The organism is Anaerohalosphaeraceae bacterium (assembly GCA_037479115.1).
Lineage (GTDB): Bacteria > Planctomycetota > Phycisphaerae > Sedimentisphaerales > Anaerohalosphaeraceae > JAHDQI01.
Genome location: JBBFLK010000032.1, coordinates 1 through 18,441, shown reverse-complemented (window position 1 = coordinate 18,441; position 18,441 = coordinate 1). Strand labels below are relative to the sequence as shown.

21 protein-coding genes are annotated in these 18,441 nt (G+C 54.4%); 11 read left to right on the top strand and 10 right to left on the bottom strand.

Translation table 11 applies throughout. The annotated features are described in order from the left end of the window. The 7 genes from WHS88_11795 to pheA all read right to left on the bottom strand — a co-directional run. Positions 1–181: hypothetical protein (locus WHS88_11795; GenBank protein MEJ5260859.1), on the bottom strand; the 181-nt coding region annotated here is incomplete at its 3' end. A 32-nt stretch (positions 182–213) separates the two neighbouring features. Beyond that, positions 214–444, bottom strand: coding sequence for a DNA-directed RNA polymerase subunit omega (locus WHS88_11790; GenBank protein MEJ5260858.1), 231 nt, complete (start codon positions 442–444; stop codon positions 214–216). 15 nt (positions 445–459) lie between these two features. Then, the gene (gene gmk, locus WHS88_11785) at positions 460–1,038 is read right to left on the bottom strand and encodes a guanylate kinase (GenBank protein ID MEJ5260857.1); all 579 of its coding nucleotides are present in this window, start codon (positions 1,036–1,038) and stop codon (positions 460–462) included. 16 nt (positions 1,039–1,054) lie between these two features. Then, on the bottom strand, positions 1,055–1,939 hold the full coding sequence (locus WHS88_11780; GenBank protein ID MEJ5260856.1) for a YicC/YloC family endoribonuclease: 885 nt from the start codon (positions 1,937–1,939) through the stop codon (positions 1,055–1,057). A 24-nt stretch (positions 1,940–1,963) separates the two neighbouring features. After that, a complete protein-coding gene (gene secG / locus WHS88_11775; protein ID MEJ5260855.1) occupies positions 1,964–2,398 on the bottom strand; it encodes a preprotein translocase subunit SecG in 435 nt (144 codons plus the stop codon). A gap of 24 nt (positions 2,399–2,422) precedes the next feature. Next, positions 2,423–3,190 (bottom strand): triose-phosphate isomerase, encoded by a 768-nt coding sequence (tpiA, locus tag WHS88_11770; protein MEJ5260854.1) that lies wholly within the window; start codon positions 3,188–3,190, stop codon positions 2,423–2,425. 46 nt (positions 3,191–3,236) lie between these two features. After that, positions 3,237–4,319 carry a prephenate dehydratase gene (gene pheA / locus WHS88_11765; GenBank protein ID MEJ5260853.1) on the bottom strand — a complete coding sequence of 361 codons (1,083 nt, stop codon included), beginning with the start codon at positions 4,317–4,319 and terminating at the stop codon, positions 3,237–3,239. Between the two features lie 8 nt (positions 4,320–4,327). On the opposite strand from pheA, the gene WHS88_11760 reads away from it, so the two are divergent. Then, on the top strand, positions 4,328–4,975 hold the full coding sequence (locus tag WHS88_11760) for a methylated-DNA--[protein]-cysteine S-methyltransferase (GenBank protein ID MEJ5260852.1): 648 nt from the start codon (positions 4,328–4,330) through the stop codon (positions 4,973–4,975). A 76-nt stretch (positions 4,976–5,051) separates the two neighbouring features. Here the strand turns inward: WHS88_11760 and WHS88_11755 are convergent, their stop codons facing one another. Further along, complete coding sequence (locus WHS88_11755; protein MEJ5260851.1) at positions 5,052–6,467, bottom strand: Gfo/Idh/MocA family oxidoreductase; 1,416 nt, start codon at positions 6,465–6,467, stop codon at positions 5,052–5,054. A gap of 201 nt (positions 6,468–6,668) precedes the next feature. On the opposite strand from WHS88_11755, the gene ileS reads away from it, so the two are divergent. The 9 genes from ileS (at position 6,669) to WHS88_11710 (ending at position 15,050) form a co-directional block, all read left to right on the top strand. Continuing rightward, complete coding sequence (ileS, locus tag WHS88_11750) at positions 6,669–9,527, top strand: isoleucine--tRNA ligase (protein MEJ5260850.1); 2,859 nt, start codon at positions 6,669–6,671, stop codon at positions 9,525–9,527. A gap of 65 nt (positions 9,528–9,592) precedes the next feature. Then, positions 9,593–9,904 (top strand): nucleotidyltransferase domain-containing protein, encoded by a 312-nt coding sequence (locus WHS88_11745; GenBank protein MEJ5260849.1) that lies wholly within the window; start codon positions 9,593–9,595, stop codon positions 9,902–9,904. Next, positions 9,894–10,229, top strand: coding sequence for a HepT-like ribonuclease domain-containing protein (locus tag WHS88_11740; protein MEJ5260848.1), 336 nt, complete (start codon positions 9,894–9,896; stop codon positions 10,227–10,229). The genes WHS88_11745 and WHS88_11740 overlap by 11 nt, the downstream gene beginning before the upstream one ends. Before the next feature lie 66 nt (positions 10,230–10,295). Then, a complete protein-coding gene (locus WHS88_11735) occupies positions 10,296–12,779 on the top strand; it encodes a DPP IV N-terminal domain-containing protein (GenBank protein ID MEJ5260847.1) in 2,484 nt (827 codons plus the stop codon). A gap of 177 nt (positions 12,780–12,956) precedes the next feature. Continuing rightward, a complete protein-coding gene (locus WHS88_11730; GenBank protein ID MEJ5260846.1) occupies positions 12,957–13,271 on the top strand; it encodes a hypothetical protein in 315 nt (104 codons plus the stop codon). Positions 13,272–13,291: 20 nt separating this feature from the next. After that, positions 13,292–13,846: a hypothetical protein gene (locus WHS88_11725; protein ID MEJ5260845.1), complete on the top strand. Its 555-nt coding sequence runs from the start codon at positions 13,292–13,294 to the stop codon at positions 13,844–13,846. A 35-nt stretch (positions 13,847–13,881) separates the two neighbouring features. Continuing rightward, positions 13,882–14,004 (top strand): hypothetical protein, encoded by a 123-nt coding sequence (locus tag WHS88_11720; protein ID MEJ5260844.1) that lies wholly within the window; start codon positions 13,882–13,884, stop codon positions 14,002–14,004. Between the two features lie 209 nt (positions 14,005–14,213). Further along, complete coding sequence (locus tag WHS88_11715) at positions 14,214–14,795, top strand: hypothetical protein (protein ID MEJ5260843.1); 582 nt, start codon at positions 14,214–14,216, stop codon at positions 14,793–14,795. A gap of 72 nt (positions 14,796–14,867) precedes the next feature. Continuing rightward, positions 14,868–15,050: a hypothetical protein gene (locus WHS88_11710; GenBank protein MEJ5260842.1), complete on the top strand. Its 183-nt coding sequence runs from the start codon at positions 14,868–14,870 to the stop codon at positions 15,048–15,050. Between the two features lie 221 nt (positions 15,051–15,271). On the opposite strand, the gene WHS88_11705 is transcribed toward WHS88_11710, so the two are convergent. Next, positions 15,272–15,433, bottom strand: coding sequence for a hypothetical protein (locus WHS88_11705; GenBank protein ID MEJ5260841.1), 162 nt, complete (start codon positions 15,431–15,433; stop codon positions 15,272–15,274). Between the two features lie 11 nt (positions 15,434–15,444). On the opposite strand from WHS88_11705, the gene WHS88_11700 reads away from it, so the two are divergent. Next, positions 15,445–16,047 carry a hypothetical protein gene (locus WHS88_11700; protein MEJ5260840.1) on the top strand — a complete coding sequence of 201 codons (603 nt, stop codon included), beginning with the start codon at positions 15,445–15,447 and terminating at the stop codon, positions 16,045–16,047. Between the two features lie 61 nt (positions 16,048–16,108). Here WHS88_11700 and WHS88_11695 read toward each other — a convergent pair whose 3' ends face one another. After that, a complete protein-coding gene (locus WHS88_11695) occupies positions 16,109–18,403 on the bottom strand; it encodes an N-6 DNA methylase (GenBank protein MEJ5260839.1) in 2,295 nt (764 codons plus the stop codon). Between the last annotated feature and the right edge of the window lie 38 nt (positions 18,404–18,441).

The following is an 18,441-nucleotide window of genomic DNA, read 5'->3' as shown; positions in this document are numbered from 1 at the left end:
TTCCCGCAGCCTCTGTCATTCCCGCGACCTCTGTCCTTCCCGCAGCCTCTGTCCTTCCCGCAGCCTCTGTCCTTCCCGCAGTCTCTGTCCTTCCCGCAGCCTCTGTCATTCCCGCGCAGGCGGGAATCCAGTTCATTCTCTTTTCGGACAGCGACTTGTCGAACACTTCCTTAACCGACACAGAAAGGTCCTTCTTTGGGTTTAAAAAACACATTAAAACGGCTCTTTCTTCGGTTTTTCCGCCGGCGTGCCGTAGTCCGGAGCGATTTTGTCCTGCTTAATCTCTTCAATGACGATTTCCATCGGCGTCATTCCTTCGGTGTTTTCAATCAGCGGCCGCCCCCCTTCCATCATTTCCAGCAGACGCTTCTGGATAATCGCCGACAATTTAAACCGTCCGCCGACCTTCTTGATAATGGCTGTGTCCTTGAGTTCTTCAATCATCGTTTATTCTCCTGCTTATTTCGGTTCATTTTGGATGATTTGTATCACCTCTTCGATGGCCCTGTTCAGGTCATCGTTGACGACACGGTATTTGTACTCCCTGGCCGCCGCCGCGATTTCCTCCTGAGCCCGCTGAAGCCGCTTGAGCCGGGCCTGTTCATCCTCGCCCCGGTTGCGGGCGTTCAGCCGCTTGGCCAGGTCCTCCAGCCGCGGCGGCAGGATGAAAATCGTAATCGCATCCGGAAAATGCCGGACAACCTGCCGGGCACCGTCCACGTCGATTTCAAGCAGGGCGATGCGCCCGGCCGCCAGCGCCTCCTCCACCGGCCGGCGCGGCGTGCCGTAATAATTCCCGAATACGCACGCATGCTCAAGCAGTTCGTTGTTAGCCAGCGCCCGCTCAAATTCTTCTTTCGAGACGAAATGGTAATCCACGCCGTCCCGCTCGCCGGCCCCAATGGGCCGGGTCGTCAGCGACACGCTGAAATAGGCCCCCAGCCGCCGGATGATTTCCCGGCTGATGGAGGTCTTGCCGACGCCGGACGGCCCGGACAAAATCACCAGCTTGCCTTTTTTATTGGAAGCGTTCGTCATGACGGCACGTTCCGGTCTATTCAATGTTCTGCACCTGTTCCTTGATGCGGTCCACGGCGCATTTGATATCGATCACCCACTGGGCAATCAGGGCGTCGGAGGCCTTGCTGGCGATGGTGTTGGCCTCGCGCAGCAGCTCCTGTGCGATAAAATCCAGCCGGCGTCCGGCCGGCTCATCCCCCTCCAGGCACGCCTCAAAATGGTTCAGATGCGTTTCGAGGCGTATCAGCTCCTCCGAGATATCCGACCGCTCCGCAAAGATGGCCACCTCGCGGGCCAGCAGGGCCTGGTCCATCTCCAGCTGGGCCTGAGCCAGAAGGTCCGACGCCCGCTTGCGAAGCCGCTGGTGATATTCTTCCACGACGGCATCCTTGCGCTGCCGAATCAAAGCCAGTTTTTCCCGGATAGCCGCACAGTTGGTCCGCAGGTCCTCCGCCAGCAGCTTGCCTTCTTCCAGCCGTGTTTCTTTGAGCCGTTCAAAGGCCTGCCGGGTCAAATCCAGAACCGTCTGACGGATTTTCTCGAGCGTTTCCAAATCCGGCGTGCTCGGCTGGACAATCCCGGGCAGCGTCAGCAGGGAAGCCAAATCAACCCGAAAAGGGCCGCTGTCGCCGCCGACGAGGGCCGTCAGCCGCGCCATATACGTCCGAAGGGCCTGGTCATCAATGTCAATCAGGGCCTGGCCGCTGACATTTTTCATCCGCAGCGAGTAATTGATGCTGCCCCGATGAAACTGTTCGCGATGCAGCTTGTCCAGGTCGTCTTCCAAAAAGGCGGCGATATCCGGCAGTCTCAGCTGCGTCTTCAGGTAGCGGTTATTCAGCGAGCGGATTTCCACGGTATAGAGCACACCGTCCACCTCCGCCGCCGCCTGTCCGAACCCTGTCATACTGCTGACCATAGCCCTGTCTTCCTTGCGGTCCAATTACGGATTTTGCGCAGGAGGAGTTGGCGAAGACGGCTTGGCCGCTTCCGGTGCCGCCGGAGCCGGTGTCTCGGCTGCCGGAGCGGCTGGCGCGCCCGGCTGTTCCGAAGAAGCCGGCGCTTCCGGACTGCCGCTCGGTGCCGAAGCAGCCGGCGCAGCGGACGGAACCTGTCGGGCCTGAACCTTCAGAGTCTTGTCCAGCAGAACCCCCAGCACCAGAAATGCAGCCACCAGACTGATGGTAATCCAGGTCAGCACGTCGCCGGTTTTGGACCCCAGCAGACTGGAAGCCCCCATCCCGCCGAACATCGCCCCCAGTCCGCCGCCTTTGCCTTTCTGGATCAGAATCACCAGAATCAGCAGCACGGCAACCAGAAGAAACAGCACCATCAGAACACTTGTCAGAAAGGACATCACTGCCAGCGTTGTGCTCATACATCCCATTCCTTTTGCAAAGGGTTATTTTTTCAGGGCGGCGGCTGTTTTCACCATCGCCGCAAAGTCTTCCACCTTCAGACTGGCCCCGCCGACCAGAAGACCATCCACATCCGGCTGCGCAAGCAGTTCCGCCGTGTTGGCGGGCTTGGCGGAGCCGCCGTACTGAATCGTCATTTTTTCCGCCAGCTCCCGGCCGTACATGTCCCCCAGCTGCCGGCGGATGCGTTCGTGAACTTCCTGGGCCTGCTGGGGCGTTGCATTCCGTCCGGTGCCGATGGCCCAGACCGGCTCATAGGCTATCGTGACCGTTTTGACCTGCTCGGCCGAAAGCCCCTCCAGCCCCTTTCGAATCTGCTGTTCGACCACGTCGAACGTCTTGCCGTTGTCCCGCTCTTCGAGCAGTTCGCCCACGCAGAAAATCGGCTTCAGCCCGGCGCTGATTGCGGCCTTGATTTTCAGATTGATGAGCCGGTCGGTCTCTCCGAGGATGTGCCGCCGCTCCGAGTGGCCGATAATCACATACGTGCAGCCGCAGTCCTTGAGCATCTCGCAGCTGATTTCCCCGGTGAAGGCTCCATTTCCTTCGTAATAGACATCCTGGGCCCCCAGTTCAATCTGGGAAGCGCTCAGCGCCGCCGCCACGGACTGCAGATACACGAACGGAGGACAGACGGCGATGCGGACATTCTGAATCGGGGCCAGTTCACGAACCAGACCGGCTGCCAGATTCACAGACGTGGCGCTGTTTGTGTTCATTTTCCAGTTCCCGGCCAGGAACAAGGTTCTCATAGGGGTCTCCTGTTTTGGTTTTCCGTTTTCATTTCATCCAACTGGGCTACAAAACCACCGTGTTGCGCGGAAAACTGCCCAGTACCGACAGCTGCAGACAATGTTTCTTGGCTTCCTCAAGCGCCTTGCGGACGTTGTCATCCAGCCGGTGCCCGAGAAAGTCCACAAAAAAGTAGTATTCCCACTCGCGTTTTTTGTTGGGCCGCGAGCCGATATTCGTCATGTTGATGTTGTACTCTTTGAACACATTCAGCACGTCCACCAGAGCCCCCGTCCGATGCGCCGTGCTGAACAGGATAATGGTCTTGTCATCGCCGGTCGGCTGGGCATCCTGTTTGCCGAGTATCAGAAACCGGGTGACGTTGCTGGAAATATCCTCGATATCCTCGCAGAGGATTTTCAGCCCGTAGATTTCCGCAGCGATGGCGGAGGCAATGGCGGCGGCGCCGGGCTCTTCGGCGGCCAGCTGGGCCGCTTTCGAGGAAGAAGCCACCGGTATTGTCTGGGCGTCCTTGAACGTGGCCGCCAGCCAGTTGCGGCACTGGGCGAAGACCTCCGGCTGCGAGTAGATTTTCGTAATCTGGGCCATCGGACAGTTGGCCATCAGGTTGTGGTGGATGGCCATGTGCAGTTCGGCGCAAACCATCACGTCGGTTTCAATAAAGGCATCCAGCGATTCCCGAACGCCTCCGCCCGCAGAGTTTTCAATCGGAACAATCCCGAAGTGGCAGTGCCCTTTGCTCACCTCTTCGAAGATTGCGCGAATATCCGCCAGGGCTTCATAATCGACACTCTGACCGAATTTTAAGATGGCGGCGTTGTGGCTGAAGCTGCCCTTGGGGCCCAAAAAACCGATTCGAAGCGGCTGTTCCAGACAAAGCGAGCCGCTCATCAGCTCCCGCCAGACCGCAAACAGGGCTTTATTCGGCAGCGGGCCCTTGTTCAGGGCGGCAATCTTATCCAGAACCTCCTTTTCCCGGTGCGGCACATAGACCGGGTCATTGCGGTTCTGTTTGAGTTTGCCGATTTCCACGGCCAGCTGCGCGCGCTGATTGATTAACTCGACGAGTTTCTCATCGATCAAATCAATCTGCTTTCGTAAATCCTCTAAGGTCATTGCCCCAATCACCGCGTTTCTTGGATAAAGACAGAAAATCTCCCTTTATCAGGAAACGAAAATATTTATCATATTTTCCGCTGTTCGTCAACCGCTTTTCCGCTGGAGCGAAACAAAGACTTATAACGGGCATTATGGCTCTATATTATTCCATATTTGAAACCGCTTTCGGCTGGTTCGGGATACTCGGCACTGAGAAGGTTTTGGCACGCACATGCCTTCCTTTGCCGAACCCGCAGGATGTTTCCGCAACCCTTTTGAACGGACAAACGGCCCGTCGGAAATCGGATTATAAGAAAGAACTCCAAAAAAGAATACAGGAGTATTTCGAGGGGAAACCAACAGATTTCGCCGGCGTCCCGATTTCCTACGAGGGATTCTCGGAGTTTTTCAAAAAAGTATTTGAGGAACTGAAAAACGTAAGATACGGCCAATTAACAACATATGGCAAATTAGCCCTTCAAGCCGGCTTTCCGAAGGCCTCACGGGCCGTCGGCCGAGCACTCGCGGCCAACCCGCTGCCGCTGATTGTCCCATGTCATCGAGTCATCCGCGCCGATGGGACTGTGGGTGGTTTTTCCGCCGAGGGAGGCGTTGCAATGAAGGAAAAAATGCTCCGTTTAGAGCAGTCTGTTTCTAAAACAGGACAGAACCTCTCCTATATATAGAAAACATTCTTTTCCTTCTACTGTTCTAACCCGGCAAAAATGCACCGCAGCCAAAATGTCCGCAGCGTCCGCAGGGCTATACGGCCTGGATGCGTTTGACCTGCGGCACCAGGTCCGTCAGGTCTTTGATTTTCACGGGCTTGCCGGTATCGATGCTCTTGCGGGCGGCAATCCCAACCAGAATCGACATGGCCCCGTCCCGGCTGCCGGCCGCATGCCCCAGCGGGTCCGGCGCATTCGGCGCTGCAAACAGCCGCTCACGCAGCCGCGCATCCCCGCCGCCGTGTCCGCCGTACACCTTCGGCACTTTGACCTGTTCGACCCCACCGAAGTTTTGGGAAACCATAATCGAGTTAAACCGGGTCGGGTCCTCTTCAAGGTCTTGCTTCATCTCCATCGCATGCAGCTGGTCCTGACTGGGCATCTGCAGTCCCTTCTCCCACGGAATCCCGTCCCAGCTGTCCAGCCGGCCTTCAAAGCCGTTAAAGGCAATCTGCCAGCCCTCAAAGGGCGAATAGGTCGTCAGCGAATAACTTACCTGCACACCGTTGGCGTATTTGATCTGCACGGCCATCTTGTCAAAGATGTCAATCTCCGGACGCCACAGGCACGCATCCCGCAGATAGCCGTCGTACTTTTCATTGGCGACATACAGGTTCATCAGATGGTTATTTTTGGTGATGTCCCAGAAAAAGCGGCACTTGTCCTTGTGCGGACAGGGCCGGCAGTGCGTATGACGGAACGGGTTGTTGTGTCCGTAATGCTCCAGCGCCCCGAAGGCATGCACCTCAATCGGGTCCGAATCAATCCACCAGTTCAGCAGGTCAAAATGGTGTGTGGCCTTGTGCACCAGCAGCGTGCCGCTGTGCTTGCGGATGCCGTGCCATCGCCGAAAATACGATGCCCCGTGATCGGTGTTCAGGTACCAGTGAAAATCCACGGAGGTCAGCCGGCCGATTCGTCCGGAAGCCAGAATCTCTTTGATTTTTGTAAAATGCGTGCCGTAGCGGTAATTAAAGCCCACATGCACCTTGCGGCCGGTGCGTTTTTCCGCCTGGAGGATTTTGCGGCACTTGTCCTCGTCGGTGGTCATCGGCTTTTCCGTAATCACTTCGGCCCCCATTTCGAGGCCTTTGATGATGAATTCGTGATGCGTGCCGTCCACAGTCGTAACGATTACGGCATCCGGTTTGGTCCGGTCCATCATCTGCTCAAAGTTTGTAAAGGTCGGGCAATCGACGCCCATGTAGGTTTTGGCGTAGGCCGCCCGGCCGGGATTGATGTCGCACAGTCCGACAAACTCCAGCAGGTCACCGTGTTTTTCCAGCAGGGTTTTGCCCCACAGCGAAATGCCCCGCACACCGGTGCCGACCAGCACGATTCGCTTTTTGCGGGCAGAGGGGACGGCGGGCATGCCGAACAGGGAAACAGGACGGGTCAGGGCGGCCGCCGCGGTCATCCCCGCCGCCGCCAGAAACTCTCTTCTCTTCATAAGCATACCTCCTGACGCAGGTTTTGGACGTTTGAAAACCCTTCAGACGTCGGTTTTCCGCCTCTGTTATAATCCAATTTCGCCCGGCCGACAATCGTTTAAACCGCAAAAACGGCATCCGTTTGTCCTCGAGCCGCTCTTCCTTGACAGAATGAGGCAAACGCGATAGACTGGGTATTTCTTTTTAATTAAGGGTCGATTATGTCGGATACAGAGAAAACAGGGTATCGTCATACGTTAAATCTGCCGCAGACGAGTTTTGCGATGAAGGCCAACCTCGTCCAGCGCGAGCCGCAGCAGCGGAAGGTTTGGGAGAAAGAGGACATCTACGGCAAAATCCTCCAGGCACGGCAGGGGGCGCCCTTGTATGTGCTCCACGACGGCCCGCCGTACGCCAACGGCGATATCCACATGGGACACGTCATCAACAAGGTGCTCAAAGACTTTGTCGTCAAGTACAAGACGATGAGCGGCTTTCTCTGTCCCTATGTGCCCGGCTGGGACTGCCACGGTCTGCCGATAGAAGTGAAGGTGATGGCCGAACTGGGCGAGTCCGCCCGCACGATGAGCAAACTCGAAATCCGCCGGCACTGTCATAAATACGCAAGCAAGTACGTCAAACTGCAAACCAAGCAGTTTCAGTCGCTGGGCGTTTTTGGGGATTTTGCTAATCCGTATCTGACGCTCAAGCCGCAGTATGAGCAGGGGATTCTCGAAATCTTTGCGGAGCTGGTCGGCAATGGGCTGGTGTATAAGCAGCTCAAGCCCATCCATTGGTCGGTGGGCTGCCAGACGGCCCTGGCGGATGCGGAACTCGAATACAAAGATATTGCCTCGCCGAGCATCTATGTGAACTTTCCGCTGGAGGAGGCGTCGGCGGCCCGGGTGCGTCAGATGGGGCTGGCCGATGCGGACAGCACGGTCTGCTTTATGATTTGGACAACGACGCCCTGGACGCTGGCGGCCAATCTGGCGGTGGCCTTGCATCCGCATCTGGAGTATGTCTGTCTGTCGTACACCAGGAACGGCCGGAAATGGGCCTCGATTGTCTGCAAGAGCCGTCTGGAGGCGGTTCTGGCGGCGGCGGGCCTGACGGAGGGGACTTATACCGTCAGCGCCCCGCGGCTCGGCAGCGAATTCAAAGGGCTGCGGTACCGTCATCCCTTTGTGGAGAAGAACCCGACGGACAAAGACGCCTGGTTTGCGATTAACGAAACGTTTGTGACGACGGAAGACGGCACCGGCATTGTGCATATCGCCCCCGGCCACGGCGAGGAGGACTATCAGGCCGGACTGAACAACAATCTGGCGGTCTATTCGCCCGTTCAGGATGACGGCTGCTACGACCAGAGCGTTCCGGCCTGGCTGGCGGGCAAAAATGTCCTGCAGGTGGACCCGGCGGTCAACGAGCATCTCCGTCAAATCGGTCTGCTGGTGCACGAGGAGAAAATCGTTCACAGTTATCCGCACTGCTGGAGGAGCAAGATGCCCGTCATCTTCCGCGCTACGGAGCAGTGGTTTATCAGTGTGGACCGACCCGCCGCCGCCTTCGGCAAGTCGCTGCGGCAGATGGCCCTCGAACAAATCGGACAGGTCCGCTGGATTCCCGCCTGGGGCGAAAAGCGCATCCGCGGGATGCTCGAAACGCGTCCGGACTGGTGCATCAGCCGCCAGCGGGCCTGGGGGCTGCCGATTCCGGCCTTTACCAACAGTCAGGGCAAGGTGCTGCTGACGCGCGAGTCTGTGCTGGCGGTCGCCCGCACCATCGGGCAAAAGGGCTCCGACAGCTGGTTTACGGATACGCCGCGTCAGCTGCTCGGCGAAGACTTCCCGCTGCCGGAGGGCTTCTCCTGGGACGACCTGCATAAGGAGGAGAATATCTTTGATGTATGGTTTGAATCCGGCTGCAGCTGGCATTCCGTCGCCGTCAAGGCCGGCTGGCCGATTCCGGTCGATTTGTATCTGGAGGGCTCCGACCAGCACCGCGGGTGGTTTCAGCTGTCGCTGCTGCCGGCGCTGGGGGCGGTCGGCAAGGCGCCGTTCAAGACGGTTCTTACACACGGCTTTACCGTTGATGAAAAGGGGATGAAGCAGTCCAAATCCGCGGGCAACTATGTCAGTGCCCTGGAGGAGATTGAAAAATACGGCGCCGACATCCTGCGGCTCTGGGTGGCCAGCGTCAATTATCAGGAGGATATGCGCTGCAGCGATGAACTCATCGGACGGCTGCAGGAGGCCTACCGAAAGATTCGCAATACCCTGCGGTATCTGCTGGGCAATCTGGAGGACTTCCAGCCGGCGAAGATGACGGTGCCGTATGCGGAGCTGCTGCCGCTGGACCAGTGGGCGATGGAGGCCCTCCAGAAGCTGATTGTTCAGGTCCGGCAGGCCTACGAAGACTTTGCGTTTCATAGGGTCTTTTCGCTCCTTTACAACTTCTGTGTCGTCGAGATGAGCAGCATCTATATGGATGTCCTGAAAGACCGAATGTACTGCGACGGGACCAACAGCCGCAGCCGGCGCAGCGGACAGACCGTAATGTATGCAATCCTCGATGCCCTGATTCGGATGCTGGCGCCGATTCTGGTCCATACGGCCGAGGAGGCCTGGGCCGCCGTCCCGTTCAAATCCGAACCGCTGGACAGCGTTCATCTGGCCAAGATGCCGCAGCCGGATGCGTCGATTCCCTGGGAGGCCAATGAGCCCAAGTGGCAGAAGATTCTGGCCGTGCGCGATGAGGTCCTTCGCGTCCTCGAGCCTCTGCGGAAAAACCAGGTCATCGGCTCCAATCAGGAGGCCTGGGTTCAGCTGACCCTTCCCGAGGAGGAGTTTGCTCTTCTGGAACAGCTCGGCGCCCAGACCTTCGCCTCGCTGTGCATTGTCAGCGGCGTCACGTTCGAAAAGGGGCCGGTCCTGAAGGCCGCCGCCGACCGAAGCCCCTATCCGAAATGCCAGCGCTGCTGGAACTACTGGCCCACAGTCGGCCGGAACGCCGAGTATCCGGACCTGTGCGCCCGCTGCATTCAGGTCCTTCAAAATACGACGGGCAAAGCCCTGTAGTCTCTGCTGGACGCAGCGATTCTTTTCGAGTACAATGCCCGATACAAACAGAGGAACAGGAAAAGATGGTTACAATCATCCGGCAGCATTTGGAAGAACTCGTCTGTCTGTGCCGCCGATATCGCGTCAAACGGCTGGAATTGTTCGGTTCTGCCGGGACGGAAAACGGGTTTCAGCCCGATCGAAGCGACCTGGATTTTTTGGTTGCGTTTCAGCCGATGTCTCCTCGAGAGCATGCCAAAGCCTATTTCGGCCTTCTGGCACAGATGCAGGATTTGTTCGGCTGCCCGATCGACCTGGTCGAAATCGAAGCCGTTCGCAACCCGTATTTTCTCGAGCAGGTCAATCGCTCAAAACAGGAGATTTATGCGGCCTGAGATTCGGAAATATCTGTACGATATCGAGAAGGCCTGCGAGGCAATTCTTCTTTTTGTACGCGGCAGGACGCTGGAGGATTACGAAAAAGATCTGCTTCTGCAAAGCGGGGTAGAGAGACAATTCATTATCATTGGGGAGGCCCTGAACAAGGCCGTTCATGAGGAGCCCGCCCTGCAAGAACATATCAGCTGCCTTCGCGAAATCATTAATTTGCGGAATGTCATTGTGCACGGATACGCGGTGGTACAGAACAAAACGATTTGGGGTATCGTCGAAGAGGACCTGCTGCCGCTCTATCACGAAGTGAAAAAACTTCTTGAATGACGGGTTGATAAAGACGAGACATCTATGCTTTCCAATGCACTTTCTTTTTTTTCCCTGCTGGTTTGTATGAATAGTTTGAACAGCGCTGTCGGAGCAGACATCACAGAAAAATATCGGCGGGCGCTGGCCGTCGAGCAAATCACAAGCGGCAAAGTCTTCAAAGAGAAGGTTGTGCCGTACTGGTTTGACGGCGGCAGTCAGTTCTGGTACCGCAATGACCTCTCCGACGGCCGGCGCGAATTCATCCGCGTCCATGTCCTCCGCGGCTACCGGCGGGAGGCCTTTGACCATGCCCGCCTGGCCGAAGCCCTCTCCAGGGCTTCAGGATTTCCGGCGGATCCCCAGCGGCTGCCGTTCCGGACAATCCGTCTGTCCGAGGACGGCGCGTCCGTCATTTTTTCGGCTTTTGCAAAGACCTGGCGGTGCGATTTAAATTCCTATCTGGTTCAAGAATGCCCGCCGCAGGAGGCGCTCTCCGAAACCCTCCAGCCCCAGACGGACATCCGGCCCAGCCGCGACAGTCAGGAGGAAACCTTCATTGTCTTCCGAAACCGCATCGACCGGCCCGTCCGGATTTACTGGGTAGATACCGCCCGCCGCCGGCAGCACTATGCCGACATTCAGCCCGGTCAGGAGCGCCGCCAGCATACCTTTGTCGGCCATGTCTGGCTGGCCGCCGACCCAAACGACCGACCCCTGGCCGTCTTTACCGCCCAGTCCGACGAGGCCCTCGCCGAAATCACCCCCGACCTGCTGGCCGAGCCCAAAGTCCGCGACAGCCGTCGGTCCCAGCCGTCGCCGCTGCGCTCCCCGGACGGCAAATACCGCATCGCGGTTCGGGACTACAATCTTTTCCTGCAGGAAGCCGAAACCGGCACGGAAACACCCCTGACCACGGACGGCACGGCGGAACACTTCTACACCCGGCAGGTCTATTGGTCGCCCGACAGCCGCTATCTGGCCGCCGTCAGGACCCGCCGGGGCTATGACCGAAAAATCCATCTGATTGAATCCTCTCCGGAAGATCAGCTCCAGCCCAAACTCCACACCCTCTCCTATGCCAAACCCGGCGATGAAATCGACCGCAACAGCCCCTGTCTGTTCGACATCGAATCCCGAAAACAAATCCCGATTTCCGATGCGCTCTTTCCCAATCCCTGGTCGTTGACGGACTTCTGCTGGCAGCCCGACTCCAAGCGTTTTCTGTTCTGCTACAACCAGCGGGGCCATCAGGTGCTGCGGGTTTTGGCCGTCCGCGCCGAAGACGGACAGGTGCAGACCGTCATTGAAGAAACCAGCCCGACCTTCATCGATTATGCCGGCAAATACTTCTTCCGTTATCTGGAGGCGACGCAGGAAATCCTCTGGATGTCCGAGCGGGACGGCTGGAATCACCTCTATCTGTATGATGCCGCCGAAGGCCGTCTGAAAAATCAGATTACGAAGGGCCCCTGGGTTGTCCGCCGCGTCGTCGAGGTGGACGTCCAAAAGCGGCAGATTTGGCTGGAAGCCGGCGGCGTACGCCCCGAACAGGACCCGTATTATGTTCACTTGTGCCGCGTTAATTTCGACGGAACCGGTTTTGCGATTCTCACGGAAGGCGATGGGACCCACGAAGTGGAGTTTTCGCCCGACCGCCGGTTCTTTCTGGACCGTTGGTCGCGCGTCGATTTGCCCCCGATTACCGACCTGCGGAGTGCCGCAGACGGACGGCTCATCTGCCGGCTGGAGGAGGCCGACTGGTCGGCCCTTCTGGAAACCGGCTGGAAGCCGCCCATCCGCTTTGCCGCCAAAGGCCGCGACGGGCAGACCGATATTTACGGCATTCTCATCCTGCCGTCCGCCTTTGACCCGAATGAAAAATATCCGGTTCTGGAGGAAATCTACGCCGGCCCGCAGGGGGCCTTTGTGCCCAAGGCCTTCGGCCGGCAGACCCGCCAGCGGCAGCTGGCCGAACTGGGTTTCGTGGTTGTCCAGATTGACGGAATGGGCACATCGTACCGCTCCAAGGCCTTTCACGATGTCTGCTGGAAAAATCTGGGCGACAGCGGCTTTCCGGACCGCATCGCCTGGCTGAAAGCCGCCGCCGAAACGTACCCCTTCCTCGACCTGACCCGCGTGGGCATCTACGGTGGCTCAGCGGGGGGGCAAAGTGCGCTGCGGGCCTTGCTGGCGCACGGGGATTTTTACAAAGCCGCCGCCGCCGACTGCGGCTGCCACGACAACCGGATGGACAAAATCTGGTGGAATGAGTTGTGGATGGGCTGGCCGGTCGGCCCCCATTATGAAGAGCAGTCCAACGTCACCAACGCACACAAACTGCAGGGCAGACTCCTGCTGACCGTCGGCGAGCTGGACCGCAATGTGGACCCGGCCTCGACAATGCAGGTGGTCAACGCCCTCATCAAGGCCGACAAGGATTTCGAATTGCTCATCATCCCCGGCGGCGGCCACGGAGCCGGAGAGACCCCCTACGCCAGACGAAAACGAATGGATTTCTTCGTCCGGCACCTGCTCGGCATCGACCCGCCCGCCCGAGGAGTTCGCTGAAGCCCCTTTTCTGCCGTCGGCGAAGCCGCGCAGAAAACTTTGACAAATCCCTGACGCTTTGGTAGTCTGGCGGCAGCGAAGGCGGGAAAGAAGGGTGTTGCCGGGAACCGGGCCGTTTTCTGCCTTCCTCTTTGAAAAAGGGCAAAAAGCAGACAGGACAGAGAAAGGAGAGGAACAATGTCGGGTGTGAGGCGGGTTTTGTTAGGGGCGGTTTTCTTCTGCTCATTTCTTTCAGATGGTTTGTTATCCGCCGCTTCAGAGGAACAGCGCAGCCGCATTTCTGCACTGCTGGAGGGATATCCGAGTGCCTTATCCAAAATCATTCGTCGCCATCTCACTCAGAATCTTGAACAGGCCTTGGTGACCAATGACCTGACTCCAACCGAATTGTATGTGCTGTGGGGAACCGATCGAGACAAGGACGGCTACGCAGATAATACACTCCAATGGTGGCCTTCTACAATCGAACTCTCGCGAGTAATATTCCAATAAACAAGAAAGGGCGGGATCAAATGAGAAAAGCGTACAAAACAGCGATTCTTCTGTTTCTCCTTGCAAATGGTTGTTTCCAGACCTCATCTCTGTATTGGGATAAAGCAAAAACGATTAAATGCTGGGATGGAAAATCCGTGCAGGAGTTTGAAGGAAAACCCATGGCAGCCATGCTGTGGTTGAGACCAAAAGCCACTCAAGAAACCGGCAATTTCCCAGCAAACCATCAAATCTATAAGCGATTTGATGATACAGACTTTCAAATATTCCTGGACTGTTTGAAAAACCCAGATGCTCCGAGACCCTTTTATACAAAGGGATTTACTGGTTTGACTTCTATCTTGTACCTATCGTTTCTTGATGGAAGTCGTTACATTATTTTTTTCACACTTGAGAGGGATACAGTTGTTTTGCCAAATGGTTTTTCAAGAAGACTCTTCATTCTATTTACACAAAAAGAAACCGCTTCAACCTACGACATCCAGAAAGACTGTGGTTTGACAGTCTTTCCCGGAATACAGATTCCGGACCCTGAATACCAACACCGTGACGATTGGATTGCCCCAAAGCGGTAGCAATAACCATATTGTCGGATTTCAGCGGGGACGGGATGGTGAATCTGGAGGATTTGGCGATTGCGGCGGAGTACTGGCTGACGGCGGTTTTTGACGACGAACGGCTGGGCGGAAGGAATCGGAGACAATTTGGTACGGGGTATTTCCGTCTTTTTTGATAAACTTGGAGAACCGAGCGAAAAAGCAAAAACGGTATGGGATGGAATCATGGCAATCCAGCAATCTGAAATCGGGATCAGGCGGCAATGTCTCGGCTTCAATGGAATGTATGACGCAGACCCATCGGACCTGGATCATCAGCTGTTAATCTTCTATGGTTTGCATGCGTTAGATCAAAAATTGGAATAGAAACAGTGGAGACCCGAAGATGAAAAATCATGGTATCTTTTTGTTGTTTATGCTTTTTTTATTTCTTTTTGGGTGCAGCCGCCGCTGTCTTGACCAATCAAACTCCTATCCCAAATTACTGCCTGTGTGGGATGGAACATCAGCCCTGTACAGCAGGGTACCGGACGATGAAATTCCGGTATGCATAGTCCAGTTTGGGTCTCCGGAAGAGGGCCCTGATTATTTTTCCCTCTATCCTCCCTATCCGGCTGTGGAAAGTTCGAAGGCAGAGATGTCTCGATGGAGGGGAAAATCGACTTTTGAAAGCGGAGAATGGGATAGGCTGCCTCCCAGACGTACTCTGATAAAAGTGTATTCCGAACCCAATGAAATCAGTCAGATGATAGCATGCTTGTATAACCCCGAATTTCCAGAAAAATATGTAATAAAGCCAAATAGTTTCTTGGTTGTTATATCTGTTTCGAGCCATTTGCACTCCCAAACAACTCGTCTTGTGCCTTTCGCATTAACAAAGGATGGATTTGCCGTCACTCCGAGGGGAAAAGATAAAACATTGTATAAACTATTAGCGTCCACCTTGAAAGAGCGGAATGCTCCATGAGAAGGTGAAAAATCAGAAAAGAAATTCTCCTGAGAAAAGATTCCTATACTTTTAGATTTCAGCGGGGACGGGGTGGTGAATCTGGAGGATTTGGCGATTGCGGCGGAGTACTGGCTGACGGCGGTCTTCGATGACAGGCGGCTGTGCGGATTGTGCAATCTGCACAGCGACCCCAATATCCCTCCCGGCCGGCAACCGCCCGCTGGAATCTGGCCGCTCGCTTTTTTTCGAATTTCGAGATTGTTTAGGGTTTAGAACTTTGTGCTTCGGATTTCGGGCTTCGTGCTTCGGATTTTTCTCCCGCTGGCCGCTCGCTTTTTTTCCGAATTTCGAGTTTCGGATTTTGCCCTTTGCTGGAATCCGTGTAATCCGTGTTCATCCGTGGTTAAATAAACCTGTGTAATCCGCGTAATCTGTGGTTAAAATCAGCTTCGCTCGTTTTCCGCAACACCCCCGCACCCCGCTTTTTCAAAAATTCAAAAATCTTTTCTCCTTGCCCCGCAACTTTTTACAGCATCCCGCAGCGATTTTTCCCTCCCTTTTTCGTTCCATTTCTGCAACATCTCTCCAATTATAGAGAGACATACTTCGTTGAAAGCGGCAATACTCAATAAAAAATCGACAATCGACAATTCCAAAGGAGGCCCCCGTGATTCGCCTCAACATCCCCGAACAGCCCCAGCCCGCACAAGCCGGCCGCCGAAAAGTCCGAACCCGCCTGACCGCCCGCCAGAGACAGTTTTTTCAGTGCCTCGAGGCCGAAAAATACAACATGAACCGAGCCATGATGCTCTGCAAAATCAAAGACTGGCTCATGGACCGCTGGTTCCGCGACCCCCTTTTTATCAGCACCCTCAAAACCCGCTGCCGCCAGGTCGAGTTCCGCACCCACATCGAGCTGACCTATCATCTCCCTCTGGCCGCCATGAATCTGGTCAACATGACCAACGGCTTTGACACCGAAACAATGGTCCGTGCCTGCACCAACCTCCTCCGCTTCCACAACAACAGCCGCTCCTTCCGCGAGTATGCCCTCAAAATCAAAGACCGGCCGCTCCCCCTGTCCTCGCGCCAGCGAAAAGACCGCAAGTGGTTTACCGCCCCGCCGGTCCCCAAAGACCCCGCCCTCGACCTCTCGCGGGACTTCGTCGAGGAATCCGCCGCCGACCTCTACAAACAGGAAGTCAAATACTTCGAAGACCTCAACCGCCGAAGACAGGAACTCAACCTCCCGCCCTTTCCTATCCCATAACCAACAACTGACGACTGCTGACTGACGACTGCTGACTGATAACTGATGACTGATAACTGGCTTACCTCATCGCTTCCTCTACCATCCGCTTTTCTTCCTCCGTCAGCCCGTACAGCTCATACACCAGTTCGTCGATCTCCCGGTCTGTCGCCGTAATCTGACGCTCCAGACGCACCTTCTCATCCGGTGTCTTCACCGCCTGCAATCGCTTGTTCAGCTCCAGCATACGCTCTACCAGTTCAACCATCCGGTCATGCTGTGCCTTCTCCGCCGCATTGGAAAAATCAACTTTTCGGATTGGAAGCTGGTTTAGAACTGTTGGTTTGACTTGTGCTAAAACTCTGCCTGATTCAATGGCCACTAACCTGTAAAGAAATTTAAACATTTTTGAATTAAGAATACCCATAATGTACTTTATGTTATGAGAAGTTTTTGTTCCAAACAAATATAGACCATCTGTTGCAAAATACTGCTCTTCATCTAAAGACAAGATGATTTCATCTTCCGTGATAACACCTATAAGCTTTTGTTTTTTTAAGAAAATTCTTTCTTCTCTTGCGCGATGGAGAGAGTAGACAGGATGCTTTTTCTGTTTAACTTCTTTACAGGTTATTCTGGATTTGAATCTATCTATATGATGGCAAATGTTAGGAATACTTCTAAAATCATCATTTCTTGCAGTATAGATTAAAAATAAATCGGGCTTTCTGATAGTATACCTTTTTACGTGTATCCCCCCTGTTAATACTTTTTTTAGTTTTTGCTTTTCGAGCCTATAACGCTCTGCTGTTTTAGAATCGACAATAAAGGCTTCTTTCAGATCGGGGCTCACGCCTCTTTGGATTCCATCCTCATCCGTAAATTCCACAAGAGGTGCGGTTTTCTTTCGAGTAATCTTTCGAAGAAGAGAATATTCTTTGCAAGTTGATACAACCAGCAATCCCTTTGTTAAAGAAGAAAAGTCTTTTTGGTTTATTGACGAAAAATTGTTTTTCGAGAAAAGGGCAATCTGTTTATCTGTTTTTGTTAATTTTGTGAAATCAGCAACCGCAACATAGTTATTATTCGGAAGTTCTTTTTGAAAAAGAACAATACAAGCAGGCCTTGTTACTTTGTTAAAAACATTTCCGAGATTTATTATAGTTATTATGCAATGATCATTTATCAACATATCTCTTACTTTCTGATTATCGTTTTGATACAGAAGAACATCTGGAACAATCATTCCGAAGATACCATTTTGTTTGAGCAATCGAATACTCTGGGAAATAAAATACATAAAAGAATCAACCATTCGAATAATTACTTCACTAAATTTTCTTCTAAAATACCTGAGTTCTTCTTCCGTAAAACTAACTCCCCATGGCGGGTTGCCGATCACGGCATCAAAGCCCGGATTTTTTCCGCTGAAAACCTCCGGAAACGCCTCTTCCCAGTCAAACGCATTAATCTTATACCGCTGCTCCTCATCAAACAGCATCCCCTGCTGTCCTTTGTAAAAATCCGTCCCAATCAGTGAATTGCCGCATTGAATATTGTGTCCCAAATCCGGCAGGGCCCGCTCCCGATGAAACAGCGCCAAATCCTTCTCCCCCTCCAGCACCTTCAGCAAAAGCGAAAGTTTCGTCACTTCAACTGCCTGCGCATCTATATCGACTCCGTAAAGATTGTTCAGCAAAATCCGCTTCCGCTCTCCAACTGTCAGCTTATAAGCCCTGTTCGTCCCACCCGATTTAAGCCCATGTCTCCCGACTTTTCGCTGCCCCTCTCTTGATGAAAAATGTCCTGCTTCGGCTTCTACTCCTGTCATCTCTGAAAGCGTGTTTTTTGTCATTCCCGCGCAGGCGGGAATCCAGTCGGACTTTCCATCCTTAGAAAAAGCGCCGGATTCCTGACTTCCTGCCGCGTATTGAACCTCACAAATCGGCGGATTCTTTTTAGTCAGCCATTTCTCCGGTTCGTGTTCCGTATAGTATTTCAGATGCCAGTCCAGCAAATACTGATACGCCCCAAGGAGAAATGACCCTGACCCGCATGCCGGGTCCAAAATCCGCAGCTTCGACACCTGCTCCGGCGTTTTGCCCTCCACCAGTCTGCCTACTGTATTCTGTACAATATAATCCACAATGTAGGAGGGTGTATAATAGACCCCGCCTGCCTTCTTGACCTCCGGCTTTTCCTCAATCCGCGCCCGATGTCCGCCGGTCAGCGTAATCACTTTGCCCAAGAATTGTTCATACACCTGCCCCAAAATCTCCGCCGGCAGCACCGAAAACTCATACGGACTGTCGGGATAATACAGCCCCTTCAGAATGCCCTTAAGCACCTTGTCATCTATTACTAGTGCCGTTTCCAAAAAATAATTTTAGCATTTTCTAAATTCAAGACTTGCGC

Coding starts and splice junctions, on each gene's coding strand:
- WHS88_11790 (MEJ5260858.1), bottom strand. CDS start 444: ATGATTGAAGAACTCAAGGACACAGCCATTATCAAGAAGGTCGGCGGA.
- gmk (MEJ5260857.1), bottom strand. CDS start 1,038: ATGACGAACGCTTCCAATAAAAAAGGCAAGCTGGTGATTTTGTCCGGG.
- WHS88_11780 (MEJ5260856.1), bottom strand. CDS start 1,939: ATGGTCAGCAGTATGACAGGGTTCGGACAGGCGGCGGCGGAGGTGGAC.
- secG (MEJ5260855.1), bottom strand. CDS start 2,398: ATGAGCACAACGCTGGCAGTGATGTCCTTTCTGACAAGTGTTCTGATG.
- tpiA (MEJ5260854.1), bottom strand. CDS start 3,190: ATGAGAACCTTGTTCCTGGCCGGGAACTGGAAAATGAACACAAACAGC.
- WHS88_11755 (MEJ5260851.1), bottom strand. CDS start 6,467: ATGAAGAGAAGAGAGTTTCTGGCGGCGGCGGGGATGACCGCGGCGGCC.
- ileS (MEJ5260850.1), top strand. CDS start 6,669: ATGTCGGATACAGAGAAAACAGGGTATCGTCATACGTTAAATCTGCCG.
- WHS88_11745 (MEJ5260849.1), top strand. CDS start 9,593: ATGGTTACAATCATCCGGCAGCATTTGGAAGAACTCGTCTGTCTGTGC.
- WHS88_11740 (MEJ5260848.1), top strand. CDS start 9,894: ATGCGGCCTGAGATTCGGAAATATCTGTACGATATCGAGAAGGCCTGC.
- WHS88_11735 (MEJ5260847.1), top strand. CDS start 10,296: ATGAATAGTTTGAACAGCGCTGTCGGAGCAGACATCACAGAAAAATAT.
- WHS88_11730 (MEJ5260846.1), top strand. CDS start 12,957: ATGTCGGGTGTGAGGCGGGTTTTGTTAGGGGCGGTTTTCTTCTGCTCA.
- WHS88_11725 (MEJ5260845.1), top strand. CDS start 13,292: ATGAGAAAAGCGTACAAAACAGCGATTCTTCTGTTTCTCCTTGCAAAT.
- WHS88_11720 (MEJ5260844.1), top strand. CDS start 13,882: ATGGTGAATCTGGAGGATTTGGCGATTGCGGCGGAGTACTGGCTGACG.
- WHS88_11715 (MEJ5260843.1), top strand. CDS start 14,214: ATGAAAAATCATGGTATCTTTTTGTTGTTTATGCTTTTTTTATTTCTT.